This window comes from Streptococcus sp. LPB0220 (genome assembly GCF_008727815.1).
In the GTDB taxonomy this organism is placed as follows: domain Bacteria; phylum Bacillota; class Bacilli; order Lactobacillales; family Streptococcaceae; genus Streptococcus.
In genome coordinates this window covers 1,983,547-2,010,241 of the sequence record NZ_CP044230.1, presented here as the reverse complement: position 1 = coordinate 2,010,241, position 26,695 = coordinate 1,983,547, and the positions used below count along the sequence as shown (strand labels likewise).

Here is a 26,695-nt window from a genome sequence, read left to right as displayed (position 1 = left end):
AATGGGGTGAACGGAGGCGTTATGGCATTAAAAAAAGCAAGTCTAGCGTGTACGGTTTGTGGGTCACGCAATTACTCCATTAAGTTGAGTGGGACGCCAAAACCAACACGTCTAGAAGTCAATAAATTCTGCAAACATTGCAGCAAGTATACCATCCATAAAGAAACACGATAGGAGAGAGTTGTGAAATTCATTAAAGATATTTTCGTCTTACTAAAAGATACAACTTGGCCAAATCGCAAGGAAAGATGGAAAAACTTTATCTCAGTGATTGAGTACACCGCTTTCTTTGTTGCATTGATTTATTTGTTTGACAAAGTCATTGCACGTGGCCTATTGCACATGATCAATTTCTTTTAAGAAAAGAAGCCAGGCGGGATCCCAAGGGTCCTGCTTTTTATGGTCTTTTCTTAAAAATAAATCAGCAAACCTCTTTGCATTCTGGCAAAATGTGGTATAATGAAGCTAGGAAAAGGAAAGCCAAGAGGCTTTTTTTAGTATGTTCACAAAAGCTCGAGCAGGCTAAACAGAAAGAAAGGATGCCCAAATGGACAGTTTTGATAAAGGCTGGTTTGTACTACAAACCTACTCAGGATATGAAAACAAGGTAAAAGAGAATCTTTTGCAACGTGCGCAAACTTATAATATGTTAGAAAACATCTTGCGCGTAGAGATTCCAACTCAAACCGTACAAGTTGAGAAAAACGGTAAAACAAAAGAAATCGAAGAAAACCGCTTCCCAGGTTATGTCTTGGTCGAAATGGTCATGACAGATGAAGCTTGGTTTGTTGTTCGGAATACACCGAACGTTACTGGTTTCGTCGGATCCCACGGGAACCGTTCAAAACCAACTCCATTGTTGGAAGAAGAAATCCGCAGTATCTTGCTCTCTATGGGTCAAACTGTTCAAGAGTTTGATTTGGATGTCAAGGTAGGTGATACAGTTCGTATCATCGACGGTGCCTTCACAGACTATACTGGTAAGATCACTGAAATTGATAACAACAAGGTCAAAATGGTCATTTCTATGTTCGGTAACGATACGGTTGCAGAAGTGAATTTGAACCAAATTGCTGAATTGTAAGAAAGAGAGACTGTTGAAGGTTGCAGATAAAGGAAACGTAGTTTCCGTCAACATAGGGCATCTTTGAAGCTTAAAAAGCGAACAAAGACTTAGGATACTTGCTTCGCAAGTTCTATCCGCCACCTCAAAGCAGTGCTTTGAGCACTCAACCACTGCGTCTTGCTCGACAATCCAAAAACAATTAAGAGGCTAGGACTTTTGTCCCAGCCTCTTTGTATGGATCGTTATTGATTTTTATCTAGACCTGTGATCTTTTTTAACTGCTTGGTTTCTGCAGCAGACGTAACATTGAAGATCTTATTTCCTTGTGTAGAGAAGCTAGATTCATCTCCGTTGCTATCTTTATAGACATAGCTGGTCCCATTTTCTGAACGCATAATGGTATAGGGTTTTCCGAGACGTTCGAGGGCCGTTTTTGGTGTATCGGATTTGGAAATGCTGCTAGTAGACTGGTGGTTGGCATCGCCCCCTCTTAGTCGGAAGGTGATATCTGTTAACACATTATTACGGAAGAAAGCCATGATATCGCCATTGTCTGTTGCCCAAACATTGACCCCATCGCCAGGATTCGCACTGTCTGTACTACTTACGGGTTGACCAAAGGCTGCAACTACGTCATCGTAACTGCTTCTTTCTTTTGGCCCACCAACCTCTTGTCCATCTTCGGTTCTTAATACAAAACCAGTGGTAGGGTGGAGGTTCTTAAGCTTTTCGATCTCAGGAATAGATGCAGCTCCTGGCACATATTGGAGAGATGCGCCATCATCTGGATCCAAGCTGAAGCGATCTGAAAAATCATCTGAGCTAGTGCTGTCTGAAGAAGTGCTCGACGGTTTACTAGATGATTTTTTGGTTGAAGATTGTTTGATCGGTTTTCTAGAACTAGAAGCTGTTTTTGCTTGTTGCCCAGAATTGGCAGGTGAGCAAGCTGCTAGTGTTACTAGTGAAAGAAGGCCGATCGTAAAGAAACGAATGTTTTTCATAAATACCCTTTCTAATGTGCTTCGCCGATTAGGCGAGGTTTTATTATATCAATAATCAAGGAATGGAGCAAATGGCAACAAAAAACCCCCTATTGCTAGGGGAATTTTTAAAAGATAAAAGATGATAAAAAAATTTATTATCAAGGCGGTAGACGGATTTGAACCGACGATCAAGCTTTTGCAGAGCCGTGCCTTACCACTTGGCTATACCGCCGTAACATATAATATTGTAACCTAAAAAACAAGATAGGTCAAGAAAAACTTTTTCCTTCAAATCATTACAGATGAAGAATGCTGAAAAAATCTCTCAAATAGCTTGCGAATTCTAGGGATTTTTGCTATACTTATAGAGTTGTCTAAGACAGCAAATACTCATCTCGGATCCATTGTGGCACCGTTGCCCTTGTGGTCGTGCTGCAAGTTGACGTCTGAGAGAGGAGAAAAAAACAAAAAAGGAGAAACTACTCATGGCAGTAATTTCAATGAAACAACTTCTTGAGGCTGGTGTACACTTCGGTCACCAAACTCGTCGCTGGAACCCTAAGATGGCTAAGTACATCTTCACAGAACGTAACGGAATCCACGTTATCGACTTGCAACAAACTGTAAAATACGCTGACCAAGCATACGACTTCATGCGTGATGCAGCTGCAAATGATGCAGTGATCTTGTTCGTAGGTACTAAGAAACAAGCTGCTGATGCTGTTGCTGAAGAAGCTGTTCGTTCAGGTCAATACTTCATCAACCACCGTTGGTTGGGTGGAACTCTTACTAACTGGGGAACAATCCAAAAACGTATCGCTCGTTTGAAGGAAATCAAACGCATGGAAGAAGATGGAACTTTTGAAGTTCTTCCTAAGAAAGAAGTTGCATTGTTGAACAAACAACGCGCTCGTCTTGAAAAATTCTTGGGCGGTATCGAAGACATGCCTCGTATCCCAGACGTAATGTACGTTGTGGATCCACATAAAGAACAAATCGCTGTTAAAGAAGCTAAGAAATTGGGTATCCCAGTTGTAGCGATGGTCGACACAAACACTGACCCAGATGATATCGATGTTATCATCCCAGCGAACGATGACGTTATCCGCGCTGTTAAATTGATCACTGCGAAAATGGCTGACGCTGTTATCGAAGGACGTCAAGGTGAAGACAGTGTTGCTACAGTAGAAGCTGAATTGGCAGCTACTGAAGGTCAAGCTGATTCAATCGAAGAAATCGTTGAAGTTGTAGAAGGCGACAACGCTTAATTCATTCAATAAGTAACGAACCTAAGAGGGCAGGGCTCAGCCCGACCCTCTTATTTTATTAAAAAAATATAGGAGAACAAAAATGGCAGAAATTACAGCTAAGCTTGTAAAAGAATTGCGTGAAAAATCTGGTGCTGGTGTCATGGACGCTAAAAAAGCATTGGTTGAAGTTGAAGGTGATATCGAAAAAGCGATCGAATTGCTTCGCGAAAAAGGTATGGCTAAAGCAGCTAAGAAAGCTGACCGTGTTGCCGCTGAAGGTTTGACTGGTGTTTATGTCAATGGTAACGTTGCAGCAGTAGTTGAAGTAAATGCTGAAACTGACTTCGTTGCGAAAAACGCTCAATTCGTTGAATTGGTAAACGCAACAGCGAAAGTGATCGCTGAAGGTAAACCAGCTAACAACGAAGAAGCTCTTGCTTTGACAATGCCTTCAGGTGAAACTCTTGAAGCTGCATATGTATCTGCAACAGCTACAATCGGTGAAAAGATTTCATTCCGTCGTTTTGCTTTGCTTGAAAAAACAGATGCACAACACTTCGGTGCTTACCAACACAACGGTGGACGTATCGGTGTTATCTCTGTGATCGAAGGTGGAGACGAAGCACTTGCTAAACAAATTTCAATGCACATCGCTGCAATGAAACCAACCGTTCTTTCTTACAAAGAATTGGATGAGCAATTCGTGAAAGATGAGTTGGCACAATTGAACCACGTGATCGACCAAGACAACGAAAGCCGTGCAATGGTTGGTAAACCAGCTCTTCCACACTTGAAGTATGGTTCTAAAGCTCAATTGACTGACGAAGTTGTCGCTCAAGCTGAAGAAGATATCAAAGCTGAATTGGCAGCAGAAGGTAAACCAGAAAAAATCTGGGATAAAATCATCCCAGGTAAAATGGATCGCTTCTTCTTGGACAACACGAAAGTTGACCAAGCTTACACACTTCTTGCACAAGTCTACATTATGGACGACAGCAAGACAGTGGAAGCTTACCTTGAATCAGTAAATGCTTCAGTTGTTGAATTCGTTCGCTTTGAAGTTGGTGAAGGTATTGAAAAAGCTTCAAATGACTTTGAAGCAGAAGTTGCAGCTACAATGGCAGCAGCTCTTAACAACTAAGAATAAACAAAAAGAGGTTTCGAAGGTGTACTGACCCCAAAAAGTTAGACAATTAATTTAAGCAAAGGATTTAGTTCTGTATTGTACAGGACTAAGTCCTTTTAGTTTTACCTTAATTCGTTTGTTGTTGTAATAATCAATATAGTCGACAATAGCTTGTTCCAAGTGCTCAAGTGACTGAAACGTATTCTCATAACCATAAAACATTTCAGACTTAAGAATGCCAAAGAAAGATTCCATCATACCGTTATCTGGGCTATTTCCCTTACGTGACATAGATGGTTGGATTCCCTTATTCTTTAAAAAATGATGATAGAAATCGTGTTGGTATTGCCATCCTTGGTCACTATGGAGAATTGTATTTTCGTAATGGTTCGCTGTAAAGGCTTGTTCTAGCATAGCTTTCATTTGTTGTAAGTTAGGCGAAGTAGAAAGATTGTAGGAGATAATTTCGCTGTTAAAGCCATCTAAAACTGGTGATAAATAAAGCTTTTGACTGCTTGCTGGAATGGCAAATTCTGTCACATCTGTGTAGCACTTTTGCATTGGTTTGGTTGCTTCAAATTGACGTTGAATAAGGTTATCTGCTTTCTTGCCAACCTCTCCTTGGTATGAAGAATACTTCCGTTTACGGCGAATTCGAGCCGTTAAACCAAGTACTTTCATAAGACGCTGCACCTTCTTATGGTTCACTACAAAGCCACGATTTCGTAATTCTAGAGTCATGCGACGATAGCCGTAATTTCCTTTATGCTCAGTATAAATTGACTGAATTTCAGCTTTAACTTGCTCATCCTTATCGCTTTGATCCAGCTGTTTTAAGTGATAATAATAAGTTGAACGGGCAAGCTTAATAATCTTTAGAAGGATATCTAAAGAAAACTCTGTTACCAATCCTTGAACAATTTCCGCTTTTCTTCTTGCTCTTTTTCCTCCTTCAATCGGAGTTCTCTCAACTTTTTTAGAACAGCATTCTCCGCTCTCAGGTATTCATTTTCTGCTTGAAGACGTTCTAACTCTGTCATTTCTTCAGGTTTCTTCTTTGGCTTGCGTCCCATTTTAGGTGCTCTCCCTCTTGTTTTCTCAACAATAGTATACCCATTTTTCTTGTATTGTGCCAGCCAATTTGGAAGCATTCCTTGGTTTGGGAGAGCATAATCTAGAGACACCCTTATTTGAGAACGACCTTCAAGCAGAACTTTATCAATAATTTCTCGTTTTAATTTAGGAGAATAATAACGGTTCTTCCCCTTTTTGACGAACTCTATACCGTAACGATCAATCAATTTAATCATGTACCTAAGATTAGGAATATTTATCCCGAATATATTTGAAAGCTCTTTGAAGCTTCGCCCTTGTTTTCTAAGTTCATAGATCTGAACCTTATCCTTATATGTCAATTTCATAATAAATACACCCCAAAAGTTAGATTTTTTCTGTCTAACTTTTGGGGTGCGGTTCAAGGAAACCTCTTTTTTGTGTGGAAAATATCTTATATCATTGTTTAAGCTGTTTTAAAATATTAACAAAGTTTGTTTTCAAAAAATAACAGACGTTACCGAAGATTCATCGATATACTTTCTGAAACTTTCCACCGTGAGAAAAGTGCTTGAAACAATGAAGTTTCAAGCACTCGGGAGTTTTGAAACTTTAGGTTCAAAACTAAGTCATGGAACTTCATAGAAGTTCGCTGACGTCCGTACTCACCTAAGGAAAGATTCAGAGAAGATATTATGTGAACTGATATCATGGGCTCATTCATTTGCTTAATGTGCGAAGGTATCGATTCCTAGAAGCAGGGACAGGGTTCCCATGATGAGGCCAGCTAGAATCACTCCGAGCATGACTGCGAGGCTACTGCGTTTGAAGTCCCAGTCAAGGATAGAAGCTGCAAGGGCACCGGTCCAGGCACCAGTTCCCGGAAGAGGAATTCCCACAAAGAGCAATAAGGCCCAGAAGATTCCCTTGTCTCCTGCAGCTTTTTCTAATTTCTGTCCGCCTCTATGGCCCTTATTGAGACACCAGCTAAAAAAGCCTCCGATAATTGGTTTTTTTGCCCCCCAAGTAAGAATATGGCGGGCGAAAAAGAAGATCAGAGGGACAGGGAGAAGATTTCCGATCACTCCGATCAGGAGCGCTGTCCATAATGGAATACCATTTGCAATGGCAAAAGGGATGGCCCCGCGCAATTCAACAAGGGGCACCATGGAGATCAGGAAGGTAAAGATATATTTCATTAGTCAAGCCTTTCGATTAGTCTTCTTCATTCTATCGTATCTTTTCTCAATTGACAACTATGATCTTTTTTAATCTTTTATCTTGACTTTCTGGTGGAGGAAGCATATAATAAAGACATAGTTAATTAGAATCATTATAAAAAAGGAGAAATGACATGACAACTATGAAACATGAAGCAGCTACTGATGTAGCAACTTTTGCACCTTCAAATAAAGAAACTCTTCCAGAAACAAAAGCTCTCTTGAACCAAGTCGTAGCAGATCTCTACGTGGCTCACATTGCCCTTCACCAAGTACACTGGTATATGCGTGGACGTGGCTTTATGGTTTGGCATCCAAAAATGGACGAATACATGGACAGCTTGGATGCAACCTTAGATGAAGTGAGCGAACGCTTGATCACTCTTGGTGGTGCGCCATATTCTAGCATGACTGAATTTTTGGAACACAGCAATATTGAAGAACGCCGTGGAACATTTACAAAAAATGTAGAAGAAAGCTTGACACGTGTTCTTGAAATCTTCCATTACCTTGATGGCCTTTACCAAAAAGCTTTGGATGTTACTGACGCTGAAGGAGATGATGTAACCAACGATATCTTTGTTGGGGCTAAAGCAGAACTTGAAAAGAACATTTGGATGGTGGCTGCTGAACTTGGTCAAGAACCAGGATTATAAGATCATAAAAAAAAATAGAAGCCATTGGCTTCTATTTTTTTGGTGTTTTTTCTGGTGGGAAAAATTAGTAGAAATTTATTTAGGAAGGATAAATCCATTCGATGTGAGGTGCGCGTTCTTTAATTTGCTTTTGTATTGTATTAAAATCGGCTCCTTCTGCATTTGAAAAATTCACCTTGTCGAGTAGTTTGTCCTTCTTATCATAAAAATAAAGAAAGCGATCTGTATAAGTAACATCGTTAGCAGAGCTAGTCTTTATTTTGTATTCTATTTTATGGATGTCGCTATATTTCATCTGTAACTGGTTTTGATATGCATTTCCAATAGTATAGATAGCATCATCAGTGATAGTGAGGAGGGGAGGCTCAATTGCTGTCATCCCATTGTAGCAGGCGATAAGTAAGAAGGAAGCGATAGAAAATCCGGTGAATACAAGAAAAAGAAAAAGAAAATCATCATTATTTCTTGAACTTGAAAGCTGAGAGGCTTCGGTATTCCTTGCGGACGTGATTTGATTCTGGGTTGAAGAGTAGTGAAGTTCTTGCCTTGAACTAGAGAAGGTCCCTTGGGGAGTTGATTTTACTTGAGAACCTGATTGGATTGCTTGAAATAGAAAAATTAAAATCATCACGATTATAGGAACGATAGAATAGGAATAAGAAATTTTTTCTTTTTTATATTCTATTTTTTCACTCATAGGGAAACCTCATTTTTTATATTAGTTGAATCATTTTATCATATTTTTATTACGGGTAGGTAACAAATAAAGCTTGTTTGTACTAATTAAAGGAATTCTTAATCTAACTATAGTTGGAGCGAAATCGAGGCCTATCGCTCCTCTTTTTTTGGTATAGTTAATATGTGATTTTCTGGAAGCGTTCGCAGGTATAAGAAAGCGCTTACAAATTTAATTGTTAATCCTAAGAGGAGGTTTTTATGGGAAAGTCTTTTTTTGAAAAGCGTCCTGTTTTTAGTATTCGTAAGCTCTCAGTTGGAGCTTGTTCTGTTGTGATTGGGCTTTCTGCCTTGGGTCTTTCAAGGGTCCATGCGGAAGAAAAGCCAGCCCTCGAAAGTGAACCGACTTCGATGGAGACACCAAGTGTTGTGACGGAAAATTCAGAAGCAGAAGTTCCTGAAGCTGGTGCAAGGGTTTCAGAAGCTCCAGCTGTCATCACCCCTACCAGAGTTGAGGAAAAGCCAGCGCCTCAAGGCGAAGGCCAGCCCGTTTCAGCTTCATCTGAGCGTGCTACAGGAACGGAAGAAACAGCTGCTCCAGATCAAAATCGTGCAGCGGAGGATATTGTGCAAGATCGAGAACGTGATTTTAATAAAGATTGGTATTTTAAATTAAATGCGGCTCCTGGTGCAGAAGGGCGTGAAGTGGATGTCAAGGATTGGAAAAAATTAGATCTTCCTCATGACTGGTCTATTTTCTTTGATTTCGATCACAACTCTCCTGCTCAAAATGAAGGGGGACAATTAAACGGAGGGGATGCTTGGTATCGTAAGACTTTCCGTTTGGACGACAAGGATCTAGATAAGAAGGTCCGCTTGGAATTTGGCGGGGTTTATATGGATTCCAAAGTCTATGTAAACGGACAATTCGTTGGTCATTATCCAAATGGCTACAATGCCTTTTCTTATGATATTACTCCTTATTTGAATGCGGATGGAAGCGAGAATACCATCGCCGTTCATGTGGTCAATCAACAACCAAGTAGCCGTTGGTATTCTGGTAGCGGGATTTATCGGGATGTTAAGCTGAGTGTAACGGACAAGGTTCATTTAGCGCAGTATGGGACTACGATTACGACCCCTCAGTTGGAAAAACAGCAAAATGGGGCAGTAGATACAGTGGTGAAGAGCCGCATTGTCAACCAGGATGATCAAGCCCATAGTATTTATGCGGAATATGAAATTGTCGATCAAAATGGCCAAGTGGTGAGCGAAAAAACGCGCAGTGAAGCACAAGCTGTTCTAGCAGGTCAAGAGATCAACCTATCTCAAACCCTCCATGTTGAAAAACCAACCCTCTGGGATGTGAAAACGGATCATCCAGCTCTCTATACCTTGTATACGCGGGTTTATCGGGATTCGCAGTTAGTGGATGTGCAAAAGGAACGCTTTGGTTATCGCTATCTCAACTGGACGCCAGAAGGTGGCTTCTTCCTGAATGGGGTGGCGACGAAATTCCACGGGGTATCCCTTCACCATGACCACGGGGCTCTTGGAGCTGAGGAAAATTACAAGGCTGAATACCGTCGTCTCAAACAGATGAAGGACATGGGAGTCAATGCGATCCGGACGACCCACAACCCAGCGAGTGAACAAACCTTAAACATTGCGGCTGAGTTGGGCTTGATGGTCCAAGAAGAAGCTTTTGATACCTGGTATGGTGGCAAGAAACAATACGATTACGGTCGTTTCTTTGAAAAAGATGCTACTCACCCAGAAGCTCGGAAAGGGGATACTTGGTCAGATTACGATCTACGGACCATGGTAGAGCGGGGCAAGAATAATCCAGCCATTGTCATGTGGTCGATCGGTAACGAAGTCGGTGAAGCAGATGGTTCAGACAAATCTGTCGCAACTGTTCGTCGGTTGGTCAAGACCATCAAGAACGTGGATGCAACCCGCTATGTCACCATGGGAGCTGATAAATTCCGCTTTGGCGATGGCTCAGGAGGCCATGAAAAAGTAGCGGCAGAGCTCGATGCGGTTGGCTTTAACTATTCAGAAGCCAACTATGAAAGCTTAAGGGCGAAACATCCAAACTGGCTCATTTATGGTTCTGAAACCTCTTCTGCGACGCGGACACGGGGCTCTTACTACCACCCTGAAAGAGAATGGGTAGGAAGCAACCAAGAAGACCGCTACTATGAACAATCAGACTACGGCAATGACCGGGTTGGTTGGGGTCGGACAGCGACAGCCTCTTGGACCTTTGACCGTGATCATGCTGGCTATGCAGGGCAATTTATCTGGACTGGTACCGACTATATCGGTGAGCCAACCCCATGGCACAACCAAAATGACACACCTGTGAAAAGTTCTTACTTCGGTATTGTCGATACGGCCGGCCTTCCAAAGAATGATTTTTACCTTTACCAAAGTCAATGGGTATCGGCCGAGAAACATCCGATGGTGCATCTCTTGCCACATTGGAACTGGGACAATCCAGAATTAGCCAATCGTGTCATGGATGAAGAAGGACGGATCCCTGTTCGGACCTTCTCCAATGCCCACAGTGTGGAATTGATTGTCAATGGGGAATCACAAGGAGTGAAGACCTTTACCAAGAAGACCACAGCTGATGGCCGGACCTACCAAGAAGGGGCAAATCCGGATGAACTCTATCTAGAGTGGTTGGTTCCTTATGTACCAGGTAAAGTAGAAGCTATTGCGCGCAACGAAGCAGGCGAAGTGATCGCGAAAGATCAAGTCGAAACAGCCGGCAAGCCTGCAGGTGTCCGTTTGTTGAAAGAAGAACACGCGATTGCAGCGGACGGTAAGGATTTGACCTATATTACCTATGAAATCGTCGATGAAGAAGGTCGTGTTGTACCAACTGCCAATAATTTGGTGCATTTCCATTTGCATGGACAAGGCCAAATTGTCGGTGTCGATAATGGGGAACAAGCCAGCCGTGAACGCTACAAAGCGCAGGAAGATGGCTCATGGCAACGTCGGGCCTTTAACGGCAAAGGGGTTGTGATTGTCAAATCAACTGAGCAAGCAGGTGCCTTTACCCTGTATGCAGACTCAGATCGCTTGCAATCAGACCAAGTCAGCCTCTTTACAGGTAAGAAGGACCAAGCAGAACGCACTGTATTAGGTGTGGAACCTGTTCGACAAAGTGCTTATCTAGGAGAAAAACCAACCTTACCAAGTAAGGTCAATGTGGTCTATAGTGATGGCAAGGCCCAAGAAGAAGCCGTTGAATGGGATGCGGCAGACTATAGCCGTGCTGGCCAAGTCCGTGTGACAGGTCATGTTCAAGGACGCACGGTCGAAGCTCTGGTCGATGTGATCGGCGTGGAACAAGTCCTTCCAGTCATCAAACAAATCCCACAGGGAGCAGATCTAGCAACAGTGGATAAGGCTGTGCAATTAGTCTTCACTGATGGGACCACTGCCCACTATGAGGTCGATCAATGGACCTTGGAAGCTGGTCAAGAAGATCAATTGTCTACACCGGGAGCACGCTTGAAGGCGACAGGACTCCTAGGCAATGGGGAAACGGTCCAAGCGACACTAGTGGTTGCAGGAGGAGATGTAGCCAAGGCTAAGAAACCAACGGTTCAGATAGATGGGGTAGCCCTTCCAAAATTTGGTAGTGGCAACCATACTATTTTCCGTCCGCTGGCTTATGGTCAAGAACCAGGTCAAGTCACAGCAAGTGCAGAAAATGCTCAAGTGACGGTCCTACAAGCTAATCGCGAAAATGGTTTGAAAGCCCAAATCTTTGTGACTGCTAAGGATACGGGAGCTGTACAGACCTATGTGGTCCAATTCCAAGAAGAAAGTCCACAGATCGAGCGCCTAGAATTGCGTCTGCCAGAAGGACAGGAACTCAAGGAAGACCAAACGGTACCACTTGAAGTCATTGCCCATTACCAAGATGGTAGCCAGGCAAGTCTCAAAGCAGATCAAATCGATGTGAAAACAAGAGCTGGTAGCCAAGGAAAAGCCGTCGCAACCAATAAAGGTTTGGAATTGCGAGAAGCAGGATTGGTTCATTTAGAAGCCAACTACCAAGGACAAACGGGAGAAGTCAGCTTTACCATCACGCCAAATCTAGAAGAAAAAACGGTTGTGAAGGTGCGTCCTGTACGGATCAGCACCGATCGAAACGTTTTGCCAGCTCTTCCAGAAACCGTCTTGGTCGAGTATGATAAGGGATTCCCGAAAGAAAAACGCGTGACCTGGGATGCTGTAACCGCAGATCAAGTCAAGGATTACCATAGCTTTAAAGTCACAGGTCATGTAGAGGGTGTGGAAAAAGAAGCCCAAGCTCAAGTGACGGTTGAAGGCATTATTGCTGTAGAAGAAGTCAGCACCACCACTCCAGTCGGCGAGAAACCAGCTCTTCCAGAAAGCGTGCGGACCTATCACTCTAATGGTAAGACCTATACAGCTAAGGTGGCCTGGGATGCGGTCGATCCGCAACTCTTGGCCAAAGAAGGAGAAGTTGTCCTAGCTGGTCGTGTAGAAGGAACGGATCTTCCAACACGTCTTCATATTCGTGTTTCCGCAAACACAGTCAAGGGGGCCAACGTAGCAGAGCAATGGACAGGATCTGTCTTGCCACTCGCTTTTGCAAGTGACTCTAACGATGCAGATCCAGTTGCTAAGGTCAATGATAAGGTCATCTCCTTTACCGATGCTCCAGCTAACCGTTGGACCAACTGGGGCCGTGACAATGCGGAAGATTCGGTTGGTATCTTGTTTGGGGATTCTGGTATCTTGACCAAGCGAGCAGTGGACAACCTCCATGTTGGTTTCCATGAAGACCACGGCGTTGGCGCTCCAAGTGAATATGTGATTGAGTACTATACAGGGGAACAAATCCCAACAGTTCCAAGCAATCCAAATCGCGTCAAAGACGAAACAGACCATCCATTTAACAATCCAGCTAACTGGAAAGAAGTCAGCAACCTAACCGTTGAAGAACCGGTAGCAGCTGGTAAGATGAATCATTTCAGTTTTGATAAAGTCGACACCTATGCCGTTCGGATCCGCATGAAGACACCAGAAGGCAAACGTGGAAGCTCTATTTCAGAGATTCAGATCTTTGCCAATAAGGTGGCGGCAGAAGAAAAGAGCCAGTTGACCATTCGCGTCAATGGCGATGTATTGCCAGGTGTCAACCCAAGTGTGACCGATTACTACATCGATGCGCGTGATCGGGCTTATCCACAAGTGGAAGCGACAGCTAGCCATCACGGCCTTGCAACGGTTGTGCCAAGCGTCCATGAAGGGGAGCCAATCCGTGTCATCCATAAAGCGGAAGATGGTACCATCTTACAAGAATACCGCCTCCATCTCACAAGTGATGCAGAAAAACTGAAACAAGCTACTCCAGTAGCAGTAGAAGCAGGCAGCCGTTTTGTGAAAGTCGGTCAAGATCTGGTTCTACCATCTACCGTAGGTGTCTACTTCCAAGGGGATACAGGCTATGAACGCAAGGAACTTACGGTGGACTGGCAGGCTGTACCAGCTGATGCACTTTCTCATGAAGGCAGCTTCACGCTGGAAGGAAAAGTCCTTGGCTATGATCTGACAGCTCAGCTGACCGTCCGGGTGTCCGAAAAGACAGGAGAAAATCTCTCTGTGAACCGTGACTACAATGCAGAAGATACCAGAGCATTTGCCAGTGAAACCAATGATCTCGATCCAAACCAAATCGACTATATCGATTACATCAACGATGGTGGCTACAACGAATACTATCGCTGGACCAACTGGAAGAGAGAACCGGATCAAACCGAAGCCTTTGCTGGTCTCATTTTCAAGAAAAATGGTCAAGTAACAGAGCGTTTGGTCAATAAAGTAGCGGTCGACTTCTTTGCAGATCAGGAAACAGGTCTGCCAACTAAGACGGTTCTTGAACGCTATATTGGTCCAGACTTTGATGTCCCAGATGACTATGGCAATCTGAAAAATCTTCCAGATCACCCATTTAACCAAGCCTCTAACTGGGAAGAGATCCCTTATAGCTTGGATTATGACTTTGAAGCTGGTTATATTTCTAACCTCAGCTTCAATGAAACTAGAACCAAAGCCATCCGTTTAAGAATGGTCCGTGATGAACATCTAAAAGGGATCGGAATCATTGAATTGAGCGCCTATGCCCCAACAGAAGAGGCTCAGGCAACAACTGATGTCACCATCCAAGTGAATGGCAAAGACCTAGAAGGCTTTAACCCAGATGTGACAGATTATCATCTAGAGTATGAGGGAGACCGTCCAATCGTTTCGGCACAAGGTAAGAATGGAACAGCCGTTACGGTCGTGGATGCTAAAAGTGCCAATGCCCCTGTGCTTGTCAAGGTTGTCTCAGAAGATGGCAAGCTCGAAAAAGTATATCAACTTTCTCTCTCCGCAAAAGCACCTACAGGCTCAGCCATTCCTGAAGAAGGGGTTAAGAATCTGGTCCATACCAAGCCAGAGTTGGTGATTGAGCCAGAAGAGATGGACTTTGAACGCCTAGAACGTCCAAATGCGGATCTTCCAAAAGGTGAGAAACGTGTGATTCAAGAAGGTCAAAAAGGCCGCAAATTGCGCTTGGTGGAAGTTTCTCAAGAAAATGGTGTGGAAAGCCGGAAGGAACTAGATGCCTTTGTAGAGCTAGATCCAGTGGCAGAAATTACAGAGGTGGGCACAAAAGAAGTACTTCCAGACACTCCACAACCAGAGCCACAGCCACAACCGCAGCCAGAACCACAACCAGAGCCACAGCCAGAACCAGAGCCACAGCCAGGACCACAGCCGCAACCGCAGCCACAGCCACAGTCACAACCGCTTCCGAACCCAGAAGGTCCTCATGTCTCAGAAGGACCAGTAGCTACCGCAACTCCTCAAGCATCTCTTGAGGTCAAAGCGGTGCGCCAGGAAGGGACAGATGCAATAGAGAAGGAAGTCGAGAAAGACACTCAAACACCAGCAGTTTCAGCGGCTCCAGTTTCCGAAGGTACATTACCAAATACAGGAACGGAAGAAAGCGTCGCAAGCCTCGTTGCTGGAATCTTAGCGGCAGGCCTTGCCAGTGCTGTGCTGGACGATCAGAAAAAAAGAGCCAATAAGGCCAAGTAAAACAGCTAGAGAAACTAGTAAAAAATGGTGAAAAGTTCACAGGTAAAAAGAAGGAGGATGGGGAAGCCCCACCCTCTTTACCTGGTGACATAAAGGAATAGAATATGGGAAAAAGATTAGTTGATCAGAGAAATCGATTTGGCATTCGTAAACTCTCAGTAGGTGTCTGCTCGGTAGTCGTAGCGACTTGTTTTTTAGGAACTACTACCAGTTACGCAGAGGAACAAGCTGAGAATAATGAACCGCGTGAAGAACGGGTTGAAACAAGCAATGCAGGAGATCAAGGAAAGGAGGAGAAAACTGTGAACGAGCACCAAGAAGCATCAGAACAACCCTCAGCAGCTACTAGTGAGAAAGAAAATCGCACAGTCAGTCAAGGGACAGAAGCAAGCCAACCAGCCACTTCTCTAAACGAGGAGACTGAGATTGCGGATTACGGACCACTTCCAAGCAAGGCTCAGATGCAATACCACCGCGAAGAGCTAGCAGCTTTCATCCACTTTGGGATGAATACTTACTATGATCGTGAGTGGGGAGATGGGCAAGAAGATCCTTATTATTTCTATCCAGAGCATCTGGATACCGATCAGTGGATCAAAACCCTGAAAGATGCTGGCTTTAAACGGACGATCATGGTCGTTAAGCACCACGATGGCTTCCTCTTGTACCCTTCCAAATATACCGACCATACCATTGCTAAAAGCGGTTGGAAGGATGGGAAAGGCGATGTCCTAGCCGAGGTTTCTGCTTCTGCCAGCAAGTATGACATGGACATGGGGGTCTACCTCTCACCTTGGGATGCTCACAGTCCGCTCTACCATGTGGATACAGAGGACCAATATAATGAATACTATCTCAACCAGCTTAAGGAAATCCTTGAAGATCCAAAATATGGGAACAAGGGCAAGTTCGTAGAAGTCTGGATGGATGGAGCGCGTGGCGATGGGGCTCAAAAGGTCACCTATACTTTCGACAAGTGGTTTGAAGCCATTCGTAAGGCCCAAGGGGATATTGCTATCTTCTCAGCTGAGCCGACCAATGTTCGTTGGATTGGAAATGAAAAGGGGATTGCCGGAGATCCGGTTTGGCAAAAGGTCAATCCAGATAAGATCCGCAACAATCCATCCAACAGCTACCTCAATCACGGGGATCCGGAAGGGAAGCAATACTCAGTGGGAGAAGCCGATGTCTCTATTCGCTCCGGCTGGTTCTACCATGACAATCAAGAGCCTAAGTCCTTGCGCGAATTGATGGACATTTACTTCAAATCGGTCGGCCGTGGAACTCCACTCTTGCTCAATATTCCACCCAACCAAGACGGAAAATTTGCGGATGCCGATGTGGCCCGTTTGAAAGAATTCCGTCAGACCTTGGACCAACTCTACAGTGTGAACTATGCGGCAGGAGCTTTGGTAGAAGCTGACTCGACACGACGCAATCCGCTCTACAAGGCCAGCCATTTGACAGATGGTGATGAAAAGACCAGTTGGGCACCTGCAGATGATGCCAAGACCGGCTCTTTTGTTCTCGATCTTGGAAAAGAACAGCATTTTGATGTGGTAGAGCTTAAAGAAACCATCGAGAAAGGCCAACGGATTTCTGGCTTCACCATTGATGTGGCAGTGAATGGCCAATGGGTTCCATATGGTGCTGGCTCAACCGTAGGATACCGCCGATTGATCAAAGGGCAACCAGTTGATAGTCGCTATATCCGGGTGTCCATCACCGATGCCCAAGCTACTCCAATCTTGAACGGAGTCTCTGTCTATAAGACGCCAGCTAGCATTGAAGAAACCGATGGATATCCGCTTGGTTTGACTTATCATTCTGACCGGACAGCAGAGCGGGCCAATGGCCAATGGAATGAAGAGGGAGAAGGCGTTCGAGGCACCTCTATGTGGACCAAAGAAAAGGGAGCTTCGGTGACCTATCAGTTTGAAGGCACTAAGGCCTATGTGATCGCAACTGTCGACCCTGGTCATGGGGAAATGGATGTCTATGTCGATGGCCAAAAGCTAGCGACCATCAATACCCAAAGCCCAAGCCGCAAACGTAGCCAAAAGGTCTATGAAACACCGGATTTGACAGCAGGATCTCACACCTTGACCTTGGTCAATAGCAAGGGAGATGCGATCGCAACGGAAGGGATTTATGCTCTCAATAACCAAGAAAAGGGTCTCTTTGAATTTGCTCAGCCAACCCTAGCTGTTAAGAAAGGCGACCCAGCGCAAGTCGTCGTCAAGAGAAAAGGTGGCTCTAAAGGAAGTGCCAGTCTGAAATTGATCACAGAACCAGGAACAGGGGTTCATGGCAAGGTCTACAAAGATACCAACGTCACCCTTGAGTTCGCAGATGGAGAGACGGAAAAAACAGTCCAAGTTCCAACCCTTGATTTTGCAGGAAAAGCGACCGATGTCTATGACTTTAAGGTCAAATTGTTGCATCCGGATCAAGGAAGCTTGGTCGGCTTTATTCCAGAACTGACAGTTCAAGTGATGAATGAAGACCAGTTGCCAGAAAATCGCAAAGAAGTGGATGACCAAGATCCAAAACTGCACTATAACCAAGGCTGGCATCATGAGACAGACAACAAAGACTTCTCAAATGGCACAGAATCTTGGTCCAGCTTTAACCAAGTGTCCGATGAGGAAGGCAAGAAACACATTGAAGTGACCATTACCTTTAAGGGCACAGGCGTGGAGGTCCGAGGAGTGGTTGTTCCAAGTCATGGTCTCTACAGCGTCACTTTGGATGGGAAAGAAATGGCCTTCGAAGAAGGGCGTGGCCATGATTATGAGATCGACGGCGATCATTATTTCAGTGGCTACGGAGATCAACGCAAGCTCGACCAGAGTTTGGTCAATCTGCAAGGCCTAGCAAAAGGCTACCACCAGCTACGCTTGCATCTGGATCCAGCCCTCAATGACCCTCAGTCATCCAGAGCCATCCAGGTGGACCGATTTGTCCTCTCAGGGAAAGATAGTCAGTTGCTCAGTCAAGAAGAGCTGCAACAGATCATCAGAGAAGGAGTAGAAAAGATCAAGGCTGCTTCTCTCGATCGCTTGAAAGCAGACCTCAAACCGACGGTTCAAGGACAATTGACGGTCTTGACTCAGTTGCTGGATCAAGAGCGACCAGATTTGGTTGCTGTAGCTAATCAAGTCGAAGCCCTTGAAACCATCTTAGAAGATGCTCGCAATTATGAACCGCTGACGCAGATACGCCCAGAAGAAGGTGTTCGGGATTTGATTCTTGAAAAGCCAGAACTTCTCATCGAAGCAGAGGAGATTCCATTTGAGAGTCAAACGCGTGAGAACAAGGACTTGGCCAAGGGAGAAAGCCGAATCCTTCAAGCAGGGAAGGTCGGACGCCGCTTGAAATTAATCGAGGTTCGACAAGAAGAAGGCAAAGAAATTCGGACAGAAGTCGATGCCTTTGTCGAAGTGGAGGCCCAGGACCAGATCACAGAAGTCGGAACGAAGGAAGCGGAAAAAAGTCCGTTGATAGCTGATATGCCGACTCCAACCACTCCTGTCACCCCAAGTAAGGTGCAACCAGAAGTTATGACTCTTTCTCAAGCTGAAGACAAAAAAGAAAAAGGAAGACCTGTTCTCTTGCAACCGAAAACCCCAGAAGCAGTTTCTGTTTCGACTTCAGACCATCCGGAAAAAGAAGTGGTTAAAAGTCCTTCTCTACAATCGGAAGGAAAACTTCCTCAAACCGGTACAAAACAAAGTGGATTGTTTGCTTGGTTAGGTCTTCTTGGTCTAGGATTCTTGGGCGGAGGCGCCAAATTCGCTCGTCGCAAAGAGTAGCTCCTTCTTCGCATAAGAGGTTAGTTCTCACTAGCCTCTTTTGTTTTGCCTTCTTAAGAGATTCCTATTTCCATGGAGTCTTTGCTTTATTTACAGCCGTAAAAATTGTATAATAGTCAAATAAGGTCAATGATGAGAAGGAACACTCCAAGACCATTTTTTATGGGCGAAGAACAGAGCATCCATCTAGAAAAAAACAAGCCAGAAAGGAGCATCATGGCAAATAAGAACACATCTGATAGCATTGAAGCTTATATCAAGGCCTTGCTGGCTCAAGCTGGCATGGCAGAGCTCAAAAGAAGTGAGTTAGCCGATGTCTTTCAGGTTGTACCCAGTCAGATTAACTATGTCATTAAGACTCGCTTTACCGAGAGTCGAGGCTATATTGTAGAGAGCAAGCGCGGTGGTGGGGGCTATATCCGCATTGGCAAGGTCCAGTTTTCAGATCACCATCAGATGCTCCAAGACTTGGCAGCCAATATTGGAGAGACCATCAGCCAGCAGGTCTTTAATGATATCCTCCAGATGCTCTATGAAGAAAAATTATTGACAAAACGTGAAACGCAGCTGTTGCTTGCGACGACCTCCGATGAGGTCCTAGGTCGAGATGCTCTCATCCTACGAGCAACGATGCTGAAAAAAATCATTCAACAAGTAGATAGAAAAGGAAATACCGACTAGATGAACTATTCAACAGCACTGTTAGAAAGTATAGAAGCGGCCCAAATACTAGCAGGCCACTATCAGGGGCATACCTTAGATACTTGGCATCTCCTGACGGCTATGGCCAATAATCCCTATAGCGTGGCAGGTTCTGTACTGAACGATTATCCTATGCAGATCGATGAGTTTCAGGATGCAGCGGAGCATATTACAGGCCAAGCTTTTCAAAGCGACAATCGGTATGAAATCTTCCCATTTTCTTATCGGATGGAAGCCATTATGAAACACGCAAGAGAGATTGCCCAGGTTCTTCATGCCAAGACCTTGGGAACAGAGCATGTGCTCCTCTCTCTTCTAGCAGACCGTGGAACCTTGGCGAGCCAAGTCATGGAGTTTGCCGGCTTTGCCTTTACAGAGCAAGACAAGGGAGTTCCTATTGCCTCCCTTCGCAAGAATTTAGAAGACAAAGCAGGCTGGGACAAGAATGATATCAAAGCCATTCGGAGTCTCTATCGGGCCCAAAACCCCAACCGCCAAACCATGGGAAATATGATGGGCATGCCCCCAAGCACCAGTGGAGGTCTTGAAGATTATACCCGTGATCTGACAGAAATGGCGCGTGCAGGCCAGCTTGAGCCTGTGATTGGCCGGGATGCAGAGATTTCACGCATGATCCAAATCCTCAGCCGCAAGACGAAGAACAATCCTGTATTGGTGGGAGAAGCAGGGGTCGGAAAAACCGCTCTTGCATTAGGTCTGGCCCAGCGGGTCGCTAGTGGCAATGTTCCAGCTGAAATCGCGCAAATGCGTGTCTTAGAATTGGATCTCATGAATGTCGTTGCAGGGACGCGCTTCCGTGGGGACTTCGAAGAACGGATGAACAATATCATCCAGGACATCGAAGAAGACGGTCACGTGATTCTCTTTATCGATGAACTGCATACTATTATGGGGTCAGGATCCGGTATTGATTCGACCTTAGACGCAGCCAATATTCTAAAACCAGCCCTGGCACGGGGAACCTTGCGTACAGTTGGGGCAACGACCCAAGATGAGTACCAAAAGCATATCGAAAAAGATGCAGCCCTCTCTCGGCGTTTTGCGAAAGTCACCATTGAAGAGCCAAGTGTTGCAGATAGCATCCAAATTCTCCAAGGCTTGAAAGAGACTTATCAGGACCACCATCATGTGACCATTACCGATGAAGCGATCGAAACAGCTGTCAAATATGCCCACCGCTATTTGACTAGTCGTCAATTGCCAGATTCAGCCATTGATCTCTTGGATGAAGCGGCAGCTACCGTACAAAACCGCGATTCCAACGGTCACGTAAAAGAAGAGTTGACCGCCTTGGATCGGGCCTTGATGGATGGCAAGTGGAAGAAAGCAGCCCAGCTCTTAGAAGTAGAGGCCGCTCCCATTGTCTACAAAAAAGAAGTCACTGACCAAGATGTCTTGGTGACCTTGAGCCAATTATCCGGTATTCCAACTCAAAAACTGACCCAAACCGATGCCAAGAAGTACCTAAACTTAGAAGCAGAATTGCATAAGCGCGTGATTGGTCAAGACCAAGCCGTTTCGAGTATCAGTCGGGCTATTCGACGCAATCAATCGGGGATCCGTAGCAACAAGCGTCCGATCGGTTCTTTCATGTTCTTAGGACCTACCGGTGTCGGAAAAACAGAGCTAGCCAAAGCTTTGGCGGAAGTTTTGTTTGATGATGAATCGGCCCTCATCCGTTTTGATATGAGTGAGTACATGGAAAAATTCGCGGCCAGCCGCCTCAACGGAGCCCCTCCAGGCTATGTGGGCTACGAAGAAGGAGGCGAGTTGACCGAGAAAGTCCGCAACAAACCATATTCAGTTCTCTTATTTGATGAGGTGGAAAAAGCCCATCCAGATATTTTCAATGTCCTTTTGCAAGTCTTGGATGACGGAGTCTTAACCGATAGCAAAGGCCGGAAGATCGACTTCTCCAATACCATTATCATCATGACCTCAAACCTGGGAGCTACAGCCCTTCGGGATGATAAGACCGTTGGCTTTGGTGCCAAAGATATCCGCTTTGACCAAGCCAATATGGAAAAACGCATGTTTGAAGAGTTGAAGAAGACCTATCGTCCAGAGTTTATCAACCGGATTGATGAAAAGGTGGTCTTCCATAGTCTCTCAAGCGAGGACATGCAGCAGGTAGTGAAAGTCATGGTCAAACCGCTCATCGCGACCTTGGCCGAACAAGGCATGACCCTCAAATTCCAGCCTTCAGCGCTCAAGTTGCTAGCAACCAAAGGCTACGATCCAGAAATGGGAGCTCGCCCACTGCGTCGTGTCTTGCAGACCGAAGTGGAAGATCAACTAGCAGAGCTATTGCTGAAAGGCCAAGCCCAAGAAGGACAAACGATCAAGGTTGGAACGACAGCCGGAACGATCAAGTTTGAGATTGTCTAGGAGGATGTCATGACGCTTCAGCGATTAACCCGTATTTCGCTTTTGGCGGCCCTTTGTGTCGCTCTACGTCAGGCTTTTGCCCCTTTCCCAAATGTCCAACCTATTTCTGCCATCTTTTTTCTCTTGGTGATATTTGAAGGGTATAGCTTTGCTTTTCTTGTGATGATGATCACCATGTTTGTCTCCGTCTTTTTCCTGGGGATGAGCCTGATTGTGTTCTTTCAGATTGTCGCCTTTGGCTGTTTGATGCTCATTTGGCGCATCAGTTACAAGTGGTTGCCCTTTGTCCTTCAGATCCTTTTTGTGGGCCTACTGTCCTTTGCTTATGGGGTCTTGATCGATAGTGTTTATGCCTTGATATACCATATTCCTTGGTGGACCTATGCTTTGGTCAATGGTTTTAGTTTTAACCTTGCCCATGCTCTGTCGACGATCATTTTCTATCCCATTATCTATCAAATCTTTAGGAGATTTTATGTTGAAAAAAACCATTTCTAGCTTGATGACCTTACTTGCAGCTCTTCTTTTAGCGAGTTGCGCTTCGTCTCATAGCACAAACCATCAAACAACAGCTTCTAGCACAGAAGTTGCCAAGAAAAACGAAATTTCGATTACGATTAGCGTGACGCCAGAAGGTCAAAAAGCGCAATCGAAAACCTTGAAAGTAGCAGAAGAGAGCAACCTCATGAAAGTGCTCAAAGCCAACTACAAGATTGAAGAAAAAAATGGCATGATCACCTCGATTGACGGTCACAGCCAAGATGAAGCAAAAGGTCTTTACTGGATGTACAAGATCAATGGCGAAATGGCTCCAAAAGGTGCTGCTGAAACCACCGTTAAAAAAGGGGACAAGATCGAATTCTATCAAGAAGTGTATAAATAAGAAAAGCTGGACAGTATGTCCGGCTTTTTTTTGCAAAGTTTAGGAACTTACCTAAAATTTCTTTCAAATTAGAAAAATATTTGAGAAACTATTGACAGCCTCATATAACAGTGTTACAATAATGTTACAAAATATTACAAATGTTACAAAAAAGAGGTTCTGTCATGAAAAACAAAAAAATCATTTCCCTAGCAGCCCTAGCTTTGACAGCTAGTCTTTTCCTAGGAGCTTGTGGCGGGAATAAAGAAGAAAAAACTTCAGAAGCAAGCAGTTCAAAGACCAGTCTGGTTAAACAAACCAGCTCTTCTTCTAAGAAAAAAGTGATCACTAGTAAAGATCCGATTGCCTCTTCATCCTCTGATAGCAAATCAGAAGAAAGTCATACTGTTGGTAGCAAAAATAACCAAGCAGCAGCTAGTCAAACACCTGCTCCAGCTAAAGAAGCGACACCAGCAGCACCCGTAACAAAAGAAACAAAAGAAGTAGCCACTCCAGCAACACCAGCGAAAGCAAAATTGCCAAGTCTAGAAGACGGCCATGCCCAGGCTAAGAAGCAAGCTTCTGCGACGGAGAATGCCCAATACAAGGGAGTCTATTCTGTGGCAGCAGGGGATTTCTCTGCAGCAGCTGGGAATTGGTCTGACAAACGCGACACTGGAGTCACTATTGGCCAAGGTGGTCAAGTGACCATCCAACTTCCTGGGGGCCAACCCGTAGCCTATGGTATCAGCGCTTATAACTATACCTTGGATGATGGTCATTACCATGCTAATCTCTCAGCAGGCGATGGGTCTGCGGCGACTCTAGATATCGTAGTTGGAAAAGATGGCTCTGTATCTAGTGTGACGGTTCTTAAAGACGGTGTTAGCCACTCCCTCACTCGTGAATAAAATTCGAAAGATCTGAAAGGATAAGCTTCTCTTTTCAGATCTTTTTTTGTTGATTTGAAGAAAAATATATTTTTTTATAAAAAACTACTGACAGATAGAAAATATAGTTTATAATAAAAATATAAAGGAAATCTATTTATAAAAAATTATAAAAAGGAGTTCATATGAAAAAAGAAAGAATTGCCCTGGTTTTTGGAACCTTTGCGCCTCTTCATCAAGGGCATATTGACCTGATCCAGCGGGCCAAGCGTCAGTGTGATCGCGTTCGTGTCATTGTATCTGGTTATGAAGGGGATCGTGGTGAAGAAGTGGGACTGACCTTACAAAAACGCTTCCGTTATATCCGTGAAGCCTTCTCAAATGATGAGTTGACCCAAGTCTATAAGTTAGATGAGACAGAACTTCCTCGTTATCCCTTGGGCTGGGAGCCTTGGTTACAGACAGCCCTAAACACCATCCAGTATCAAACAGAGACAGAAGAGTTGATCTTTTATGTAGGGGAGAAAGCCTACAAGGAAGAGTTGGAAGCTAGAGGGTTTGAAGTTCACTTAGAAGAGCGTCGCTTCGGGATCTCTGCTACCATGATCCGGGAAAATCCCAGCAAATACTGGAAATACATTGCCCAGCCCTTCCGTCGCCAGTTCACGAAAAAAGTCTTGATCATGGGGAGCGCCAGCAACGGGAAAACGACCCTTGCAAAGGACTTGGCTCGCTTTTACGATGCACCTGTTAGTCTTGAGTATGCCCGTGAATACCAGATCAAGAACAATGTGCGGGATGATGAACTCACGCCAAAAGATTACTATTACCTACTCTTAGGACAGTATGATCAAACCTCTAAGCTCATCGATAGTAGTGCCAATCGAGGCCTTGTCATCGCCGATACCAATTCCCTGGTAACCAAGGGTTATTACGACTACTACATGGAAGTCGAAGGTCAGGATACCAGCATGACTGATACCTTTGACAACCTCTTTGTCAGTATTCTCTCCAAAGAAAAATGGGATTTGATCCTCTTTGTCCAGCCGATCGGTTCCTATGTCAATGATGGTTTCCGAGACATGACCATGGCTGACGAAGAGATCCGCACCAGCTTTTCAAATTACCTGGACCAATTGCGCCAGCAATACCTAGGAAACATTCCGACCACTTTCCTCGCATCAGACTACCTCGGCAACTACGAAGAAGCCAAGAAGGTGATCGATGCCATTTACCAAGCCGACTAAGGAGCAGCTTATGAAAAACCTATCTGAAAAATTCGCAACTTTTAGCCAAGACTTTAGAAATGTTCACCGAGAAGCGAAAAAGCAAGGCTTTGTCAATATTATGAAACTTCTATGGAAGGACCTTTTTGTAGGACGCACAGCCTTTCAATGGATTTATCTCCTCCTTCTTTCTAGTGTTCCCTTCTTCTTAGAATGGACCAATCGGACAGGACAGCATGATTGGCTGGGACTGTTTGCCTCTTGGACAGGCATTGTCTGCGTCATCCTGGTTGCAGAAGGGCGTGCTAGTAACTACCTTTTTGGAGCAGTGAATTCAGCGATCTACCTCGTTTTAGCCCTCAATAAGAACTTCTACGGGGAAGTTCTGACAACTCTTTATTTCTTCATCATGCAACCGATCGGTCTCTATGTTTGGCTCTCTAATCGGATCAATGATCAAGGTAAGGTCGAAGAATCTCACTTTGAAGCCAAGAAATTGAACTTGATTGAGTGGATGCGCTACTTGGCCTTGTGTGCTGTTATTTGGATTGGTATGGGCTTTGCGTATCAGAGCATCCATAGCGCTCGCCCTTTCCGCGATAGTATCACCGATGCGACCAATGGGGTCGGTCAGCTCCTAATGACTCGCCTTTACCGGGAGCAATGGATCTTCTGGATTGCGACCAACGTCTTTAGTATCTATCTCTGGTGGGATCAGAGCCTTCACATCCAAGGGATGTACTGGGTCTACACGCTGAATAGCCTAGTGGGCTGGTACCAATGGACCAAAGCCCTCAAGAAGGAGGTGGCTTAGATGGCAAGTCTCTCAATTCCAGCAGGAATGACGGAGAAAGAGTATTTTGAGACGGCCGCTAGTGAAGCAGACTTTCTCAAGTGGTACAAGGAGCAAGACCTGCCGACTTATGAAACTCCAAGTGTCACAGCGGACATGGTAGCTTACTGTTTTGTTGAAGGCCAGCTCAAGCTCTTAGCCATTCGCCGCAAGGCCCACCCTTATCAACACCGCCTCGCCTTGGTGGGGGGCTTTGTGAACAAGGATGAAGATGCGACTCATGCCTGTATCCGAGAAGTCAAAGAAGAAGTTGGGCTCGATCTTCCAGTGAATAAGGTGGAACAACTCATGACAGTTTCCACCCCTGGGCGGGACCCCAGAGGCTGGGTCATTACCATTGCCCATCTGGTCTATCTGCCAGCAGAAGCAGTAGACTTAGCTCATGCAGGTGACGATGCCAAGGAAGTCGTTTTTCTCGATGTCGACTTCAAAAAGTCCCAGTGCTTGCTCGATGGAGAATCCTTAGCTGCTTCTGATTTTGCCTTTGACCACTATCAGATTATTCAAGAATCGATCAAGCGGATTCAGGGTCGTCTAGACTGGAATCCAACCTTCCTCTATCTGTTAGAGGAGCCTTTCACCGTTTATGAAGCAACCGAGTTGGTCAATCTGATCAATCCTGGACGCCCCATCGTTAGCAATAACTTCCTCGTAAAATTCGGAGAATTCGTGGAGGAAGTGGGTGTCAAGCGGGTTCCTAAGAAAAAACCACGCAAGACCTATCGCTTAAAACAGTAGATCGAGCGGGGTTCATTCTACCAGCCCTCCC

Annotated in this window: 20 protein-coding genes and 1 tRNA gene; 16 read left to right on the top strand and 5 right to left on the bottom strand. The window is 44.8% G+C overall.

Going from position 1 to position 26,695, the window contains the following annotated elements; all coding sequences use genetic code 11:
- Positions 1–21 precede the first annotated feature (21 nt).
- The 3 genes from rpmG to nusG all read left to right on the top strand — a co-directional run bounded on the left by rpmG (position 22) and on the right by nusG (position 1,084).
- Entirely contained in the window at positions 22–174 is a 153-nt protein-coding gene (rpmG, locus tag LPB220_RS10165; protein WP_003009043.1) for a 50S ribosomal protein L33, read from the top strand.
- Between the two features lie 9 nt (positions 175–183).
- A complete protein-coding gene (secE, locus tag LPB220_RS10160; protein WP_003002261.1) occupies positions 184–360 on the top strand; it encodes a preprotein translocase subunit SecE in 177 nt (58 codons plus the stop codon).
- 187 nt (positions 361–547) lie between these two features.
- Positions 548–1,084: a transcription termination/antitermination protein NusG gene (nusG, locus tag LPB220_RS10155; protein WP_003002077.1), complete on the top strand. Its 537-nt coding sequence runs from the start codon at positions 548–550 to the stop codon at positions 1,082–1,084.
- A gap of 224 nt (positions 1,085–1,308) precedes the next feature.
- On the opposite strand, the gene LPB220_RS10150 is transcribed toward nusG, so the two are convergent.
- Complete coding sequence (locus LPB220_RS10150; protein WP_150906678.1) at positions 1,309–2,067, bottom strand: hypothetical protein; 759 nt, start codon at positions 2,065–2,067, stop codon at positions 1,309–1,311.
- A gap of 143 nt (positions 2,068–2,210) precedes the next feature.
- Positions 2,211–2,281, bottom strand: a tRNA-Cys gene (locus tag LPB220_RS10145).
- A 253-nt stretch (positions 2,282–2,534) separates the two neighbouring features.
- Here LPB220_RS10145 and rpsB point away from each other — a divergent pair.
- Both rpsB and tsf read left to right on the top strand, forming a co-directional pair.
- On the top strand, positions 2,535–3,317 hold the full coding sequence (rpsB, locus tag LPB220_RS10140; RefSeq protein WP_150906677.1) for a 30S ribosomal protein S2: 783 nt from the start codon (positions 2,535–2,537) through the stop codon (positions 3,315–3,317).
- 82 nt (positions 3,318–3,399) lie between these two features.
- On the top strand, positions 3,400–4,440 hold the full coding sequence (tsf, locus tag LPB220_RS10135; RefSeq protein ID WP_023024647.1) for a translation elongation factor Ts: 1,041 nt from the start codon (positions 3,400–3,402) through the stop codon (positions 4,438–4,440).
- Between the two features lie 57 nt (positions 4,441–4,497).
- On the opposite strand, the gene LPB220_RS10130 is transcribed toward tsf, so the two are convergent.
- Together LPB220_RS10130 and LPB220_RS10125 are read right to left on the bottom strand one after the other, a co-directional pair.
- Positions 4,498–5,846, bottom strand: a protein-coding gene (locus LPB220_RS10130) for an IS3 family transposase (protein ID WP_150906858.1) whose coding sequence is annotated in 2 segments (ribosomal slippage) — positions 4,498–5,396 and positions 5,396–5,846 — 1,350 coding nt in all. Because the reading frame shifts where the segments join, the coding sequence is not laid out codon by codon here.
- A gap of 360 nt (positions 5,847–6,206) precedes the next feature.
- On the bottom strand, positions 6,207–6,677 hold the full coding sequence (locus LPB220_RS10125; RefSeq protein WP_003002130.1) for a COG2426 family protein: 471 nt from the start codon (positions 6,675–6,677) through the stop codon (positions 6,207–6,209).
- Between the two features lie 155 nt (positions 6,678–6,832).
- On the opposite strand from LPB220_RS10125, the gene LPB220_RS10120 reads away from it, so the two are divergent.
- Positions 6,833–7,354: a Dps family protein gene (locus tag LPB220_RS10120; RefSeq protein ID WP_003001978.1), complete on the top strand. Its 522-nt coding sequence runs from the start codon at positions 6,833–6,835 to the stop codon at positions 7,352–7,354.
- 79 nt (positions 7,355–7,433) lie between these two features.
- On the opposite strand, the gene LPB220_RS10115 is transcribed toward LPB220_RS10120, so the two are convergent.
- The gene (locus tag LPB220_RS10115) at positions 7,434–8,051 is read right to left on the bottom strand and encodes a hypothetical protein (protein WP_150906675.1); all 618 of its coding nucleotides are present in this window, start codon (positions 8,049–8,051) and stop codon (positions 7,434–7,436) included.
- A gap of 239 nt (positions 8,052–8,290) precedes the next feature.
- Here LPB220_RS10115 and LPB220_RS10110 point away from each other — a divergent pair, with 239 nt between their 5' ends.
- The 10 genes from LPB220_RS10110 to LPB220_RS10065 all read left to right on the top strand — a co-directional run bounded on the left by LPB220_RS10110 (position 8,291) and on the right by LPB220_RS10065 (position 26,664).
- On the top strand, positions 8,291–15,169 hold the full coding sequence (locus LPB220_RS10110) for an Ig-like domain-containing protein (RefSeq protein WP_150906673.1): 6,879 nt from the start codon (positions 8,291–8,293) through the stop codon (positions 15,167–15,169).
- 104 nt (positions 15,170–15,273) lie between these two features.
- Positions 15,274–18,984: an alpha-L-fucosidase gene (locus LPB220_RS10105; RefSeq protein ID WP_150906671.1), complete on the top strand. Its 3,711-nt coding sequence runs from the start codon at positions 15,274–15,276 to the stop codon at positions 18,982–18,984.
- 216 nt (positions 18,985–19,200) lie between these two features.
- Positions 19,201–19,665: a CtsR family transcriptional regulator gene (locus LPB220_RS10100; protein WP_049472688.1), complete on the top strand. Its 465-nt coding sequence runs from the start codon at positions 19,201–19,203 to the stop codon at positions 19,663–19,665.
- Positions 19,666–22,095 (top strand): ATP-dependent Clp protease ATP-binding subunit, encoded by a 2,430-nt coding sequence (locus tag LPB220_RS10095; protein ID WP_049485777.1) that lies wholly within the window; start codon positions 19,666–19,668, stop codon positions 22,093–22,095.
- Positions 22,096–22,104: 9 nt separating this feature from the next.
- Positions 22,105–22,593, top strand: coding sequence for an ECF transporter S component (locus LPB220_RS10090; protein WP_118096111.1), 489 nt, complete (start codon positions 22,105–22,107; stop codon positions 22,591–22,593).
- A complete protein-coding gene (locus tag LPB220_RS10085) occupies positions 22,571–22,978 on the top strand; it encodes a DUF4430 domain-containing protein (RefSeq protein WP_070587783.1) in 408 nt (135 codons plus the stop codon). Before LPB220_RS10090 ends, LPB220_RS10085 begins: the two co-directional genes overlap by 23 nt.
- A 164-nt stretch (positions 22,979–23,142) precedes the next feature.
- On the top strand, positions 23,143–23,868 hold the full coding sequence (locus tag LPB220_RS10080) for a hypothetical protein (RefSeq protein WP_037608145.1): 726 nt from the start codon (positions 23,143–23,145) through the stop codon (positions 23,866–23,868).
- A 164-nt stretch (positions 23,869–24,032) separates the two neighbouring features.
- Positions 24,033–25,094: an AAA family ATPase gene (locus tag LPB220_RS10075; protein WP_003009019.1), complete on the top strand. Its 1,062-nt coding sequence runs from the start codon at positions 24,033–24,035 to the stop codon at positions 25,092–25,094.
- 10 nt (positions 25,095–25,104) lie between these two features.
- Positions 25,105–25,887, top strand: coding sequence for a nicotinamide riboside transporter PnuC (pnuC, locus tag LPB220_RS10070; protein ID WP_049498178.1), 783 nt, complete (start codon positions 25,105–25,107; stop codon positions 25,885–25,887).
- The gene (locus LPB220_RS10065) at positions 25,888–26,664 is read left to right on the top strand and encodes an NUDIX domain-containing protein (protein WP_150906669.1); all 777 of its coding nucleotides are present in this window, start codon (positions 25,888–25,890) and stop codon (positions 26,662–26,664) included.
- Positions 26,665–26,695: the final 31 nt, after the last annotated feature.